Genomic DNA, 4,745 nt, shown 5'->3' with positions numbered 1-4,745 from the left:
GGTCGTCTGCAAGCCCGCCAAGCGGCTGTCCAAGGACTCAAGCAGGACACCGGGCTGCACGAACTCGAGTTCGCTACGGGCCTGGCCAAGCAGCCGCTGAGCTTCGGTGGTGGCCCCAATCCGACTTTGTGGATTGTGCAGCAACTCGTCGAGGTTGTGTTCGGCCAGCCGCAACGAGTAGTACACCGATCGCGGGAAAAGCCGGTCCAGCATCATGAACTCGACCACCCGGCCCGCGTCCAACACACCGCGGTAGGTGCGCAGATACGTGTCGTGCGCCCCTGCTGAGCGCAGCAAGGTCACCCACGTCGGCGAGGACGCACTGTCGCCCACCCGCGACAGCAGCAGACGCACCGTCATGTCGACCCGCTCGATGGCGCGGCCCAGCAACATGAACCGGTAGCCGTCGTCGCGCGACAGCGTCGAGTCCGCAAGTCCGGCAAACATCGCCGCGCGGCCCTCTATGAAAGACAGAAATTCATGCGGCCCAAGGCGTTTGGCGGCCCGTTCGCGTTCCGGCAGAGCGTTGTAGGTCGTGTTCAAACACTCCCAGATCTCGATCGAGATGACTTCGCGCGCCGACTTCGCGTTTTCCCGCGCCGCCGAGATCGCGCCGACGATCGAAGAGCCGCCCTGCGCGTTGGTGCTGAACGCGACCAAGTCCGTAAGCGACCAAACGTCCAGCATATGGTCGGGAGGGTCGATGCCGAGCACGCGCAGCAACAACCGGGACGCGTGGTCGGGGTCGACGCTGGAGTCCTCGAGCAGGTGGTGCACCGCGACGTCGAGAATGCGGGCGGTGTCGTCCGCGCGCTCCACATAGCGACCGATCCAGTACAGCGCTTCGGCGTTGCGTGCCAACATCACTTGATCGCTTCCTGCTCTTGCTGTTGCTGTCCCTGCTGGTGTGATTCACCTGGTGGGGTTGGCCGCGAACCATCCGGGCTGGATGTCGCCACGCCCCGCGGCAATGACCGCACCACCTGGGTGCGGCCCAGCTCTCGGTCAACCGCGGAAGCGCGCGGCGCCAGCACCCAGGTGTCCTTGGAGCCGCCGCCCTGGCTGGAGTTGACCACGCGCGAGCCTGCGACCAAGGCCACTCGGGTCAGTCCGCCCGGCAGCACCCAGACGTCGTTGCCGTCGTTGACGGCGAACGGCCTTAGGTCGACGTAGCGCGGCGCGAGGGAACCCTCGATCCGGGTCGGCACGGTGGACAGCTCCATCATCGGCTGGGCGATCCAGCTCCGCGGGTTGTCGCGGATCTTCTTGCTGACGGCTGCCAGCTCCTTCTCGGAGGCGCCGGGGCCGAATACGATGCCGTAACCGCCGGACCCCTCGACCGGCTTGAGCACCAATTCATCGATTCGGTCCAGTACCTCTTCGCGTTCGTCGTCCAGCCAGCACCGATAGGTCTCTACGTTGGCCAACAACGGTTTCTCGCGCAGGTAGTACTCGATCATGGTGGGCACGTAGGTGTAGACGAGTTTGTCGTCGCCGACACCGTTGCCGATGGAACTGGAGATGACGACGTTGCCGGCGCGGGCGGCGTTGACCAGGCCGGCGACGCCGAGCACCGAATCGGCGCGGAACTGCAGCGGGTCCAGGAATGCGTCGTCGATGCGCCGGTAGATAACGTCGACCTGACGCTCCCCTTCGGTAGTACGCATGTACACCTGGTTGTCTCGGCAGAACAGGTCGCGGCCTTCGACCAGCTCGACACCCATCTGCCGAGCCAGTAGCGAATGCTCGAAATAGGCCGAGTTGTAGACCCCCGGAGTGAGCACCACCACCGTCGGGTCGGCCTCATTGGTGGCCGCGGAGTTGCGCAGCGCACGCAGCAGGTGCGCGGGGTAGTCGTCGACAGCGCGCACCCGGTGGGTAGCGAACAGATTCGGGAAGACCCGCGCCATGGTGCGCCGGTTCTCCATGACATAGGACACGCCCGACGGCGAGCGCAGATTGTCCTCGAGAACCCGGAAGCCGCCGCGGTCGTCGCGGATCAGGTCGATGCCGGCCACATGGATGCGCACGCCGTTGGGCGGAACGATCCCCACCGCTTCGCGGTGGAAGTGCTCACAAGAGGTCACCAGCCGGCGCGGGATGACGCCGTCGCGCAGGATTTCTTGGTCACCGTAGATGTCGTCGAGGTACATCTCGAGGGCCTTGACGCGCTGGATGATGCCCCGTTCCAGCCGGGTCCACTCGGCAGCCGAAATCACTCGCGGCACCAGGTCGAGCGGAAACGGCCGCTCCTGACCCGACAGCGAAAACGTGATGCCCTGGTCGATGAACGCACGGCCCAACGCATCAGCTCGCGCCTTGAGCTCTGAGGCGTCCGTGGGTGCGAGTTCGGCATAGATGCCCTTGTAGGGGCCCCGAACGTTGCCCTGCCCGTCGAACATCTCGTCGAAGGCCATTGAGTAGGAGTCCGATTTGTTGTAGCCGTCGAAGATACGTTCCGAACGGGCGGGTGAACGCCGCCTGGTCCCTTCGATCGGTTCCGTGAGACTCACCTGTGTCATGCTGCCTCAATGCGACATTCCGGCAGGCCACGGGTTCGCCTTTTGGGCGAAAACGTAACCGACTGATAACCTGAGCAGTCGTTGTCGGGCGACAGGGACGCCCCTAACGATCACCGAATAGACATGAGGGACCAAACGCGTGGCCAACATCAAGTCGCAGCAAAAGCGCAACCGCACCAACGAGCAGGCCCGACTGCGCAACAAGTCGGTGAAGTCGTCGTTGCGTACCGCTGTCCGGGCGTTTCGTGAGGCCGCGCACGCTGGCGACAAGGAAAAGGCTGCCGAACTGTTGATCTCGACCAACCGCAAGTTGGACAAGGCGGCCAGTAAAGGTGTGATCCACCAGAACCAGGCGGCCAACAAGAAGTCGGCCCTGGCGCGCACGCTCAACAAGCTCGGCTGACGCATCAGGTTGGATCGGCAACCAACTCGGCCACCTGCCTGACCGCGGATTCCAGCGCGTAGTCGGGGTCGGCTACGGCTCCTTTGACGTTGGCATTGAGTTCTGCCACCAGCCGCATCGCGGTTGCCACCTTGTCACGCGACCAGCGGCGGGCCTGTTTTTGGGCTTTCTGCACCCGCCAAGGTGGCATCCCCAGTTGGCCTGCCAGGCGGTAGGGATCGCCGGACAACGGTCCCACCCGTCCGATCGTGTGCACGGCTTCAGCCAGCGCATCGGCCAACACGACCAGGGGTTCGCCGCGCATCATCGCCCAGCGCAGCGCCTCGGCCGCACCGGCAACGTCACCGGCCACGGCCTTATCGGCGATGTCGAAGCCCTTGACCTCGGCTTTGCCGCTGTAATAGCGACGCACCGCGGCAGTATCGACATGGCCGCCGGTGTCAGCGACCAGCTGGGAACAGGACGCGGCGAGCTCGCGGATATCGGAACCGACCGCGTCGAGCAGAGCCGTCACCGTCTCGTCGTCGACGGTGACCCGCAGCGAGCGGAACTCGCCGCGGATGAAGTCGACCCGCTCGCTGGCCTTGGTGATGCGCGCACACGGATGTACCTGGGCGCCCAGCGAGCGCAACTCACCGGCCAGGGCTTTGGCGCGCCCGCCGCCTGAGTGCACTACTACCAGCACCGTGCCTTGCGGAAGGTCGGCCGCGGTCGACACGATGAGGACGGCAGCTTCCTTGCCTGCCTCCGCGGCGGCCTCCAGCACGACGACTCGCTCCTCGGCGAATAGTGAGGGGCTCAGCAGTTCGGCGAGCTCATAAGCGCTGACATCGCCTGCCCGCATGCGGTTGATCGGCACATCAGCACCTGGGTCGGCACCCGGGTCGGCGCCCGGGCCGGTTCCCGCCCGCTGCCGCGCTGATCGCACGATCTCCGCAACCGCCCGCTCGACCAGCAGTTCTTCGTCGCCAAGGACCAGGTGCAACGGCGAAATCTCGCTCACCCCACGATGGTGTCATGAGTGGCCGACCAGCCCGGCCAGCGACCAGGCCAGCAGGCACCCCGCCGCGGCCATCAGTGCTGAGCTAGTCACGAAGCGAAACCACCGAAATCGCCACAGCACCACCGCCAGCAGGGTTGCTCCGCCGACGACCAGCACCCCGGCCAGACCCGTGGGAACGGGAACGGTAGCTGCCGGCACATCGGCCGCCCAACGGGCCACCCGCAGTACCCACCACACCTCCGGGCCGGTAAATCGGATCAGCGTTTGGGCTGCGGCCGGCCAGGGCACGACCACTACCGCCGCAGCGCTGCCGAGCACGGTGATCGGCGCGATGACCGCCGCCACCGCGAGATTCGCAATCACCGACACCAGGCTGAATCGCCCGGAGATCGCGGCCACCAGCGGCGCGGTCACCACCTGCGCGGCCACCGCAACGGCCAGCGCATCCGCCAGCAGCGTGGGGATTCCTCGTGCGACCAGGCGGCGTGACCATAGCGGAGCGATGACGACCAGCGCGGCCGTTGCCAGCACGGACAACGCAAAACCCGCCTCGACGGCCAGGTGCGGCGCCGCGAGCATCAACACCAGCACCGTGGCCGACAGCGCCGGAATCGCCTGCCGACGGCGCGAGGACAGCACCCCCGTCAACCCAATCGCGCCCATTACGGCCGCCCGCAGCACACTGGCCGTCGGCTGCACCACCACAACGAAGGCCACCAACGCGATCGCCGCCAGCGCAACCGCCGCGCGCAGTCCAATCAGCCGGGCCGAAAACAGCATCGCCGCACACACAATCGTCACGTTGGCGCCCGACACT

The 4,745-nt window shown here is 66.0% G+C and carries 5 protein-coding genes; 1 reads left to right on the top strand and 4 read right to left on the bottom strand.

All coding sequences use genetic code 11. The features are described 5' to 3' along the window. Positions 1-864: alpha-E domain-containing protein (locus F0Q45_RS24340; RefSeq protein ID WP_149656329.1), on the bottom strand; the 864-nt coding region annotated here is incomplete at its 3' end. Further along, positions 864-2,522 carry a circularly permuted type 2 ATP-grasp protein gene (locus F0Q45_RS24335; protein ID WP_149656328.1) on the bottom strand — a complete coding sequence of 553 codons (1,659 nt, stop codon included), beginning with the start codon at positions 2,520-2,522 and terminating at the stop codon, positions 864-866. The genes F0Q45_RS24335 and F0Q45_RS24340, both read right to left, overlap by 1 nt. A gap of 139 nt (positions 2,523-2,661) precedes the next feature. On the opposite strand from F0Q45_RS24335, the gene rpsT reads away from it, so the two are divergent. Then, positions 2,662-2,925 (top strand): 30S ribosomal protein S20, encoded by a 264-nt coding sequence (gene rpsT / locus F0Q45_RS24330; protein ID WP_149656327.1) that lies wholly within the window; start codon positions 2,662-2,664, stop codon positions 2,923-2,925. Positions 2,926-2,929: 4 nt separating this feature from the next. Here the strand turns inward: rpsT and holA are convergent, their stop codons facing one another. After that, positions 2,930-3,910 (bottom strand): DNA polymerase III subunit delta, encoded by a 981-nt coding sequence (gene holA / locus F0Q45_RS24325; protein WP_149656330.1) that lies wholly within the window; start codon positions 3,908-3,910, stop codon positions 2,930-2,932. Between the two features lie 30 nt (positions 3,911-3,940). Then, positions 3,941-4,745, bottom strand: an 805-nt coding sequence (locus F0Q45_RS24320; protein ID WP_149656326.1) for a ComEC/Rec2 family competence protein, incomplete at its 5' end; no start/stop codon positions are given.

Origin of the sequence: Mycobacterium simiae (genome assembly GCF_008370645.1) — a bacterium.
Classification (GTDB): domain Bacteria; phylum Actinomycetota; class Actinomycetes; order Mycobacteriales; family Mycobacteriaceae; genus Mycobacterium; species Mycobacterium simiae_A.
This window is presented reverse-complemented; position numbering and strand designations above follow the sequence as displayed.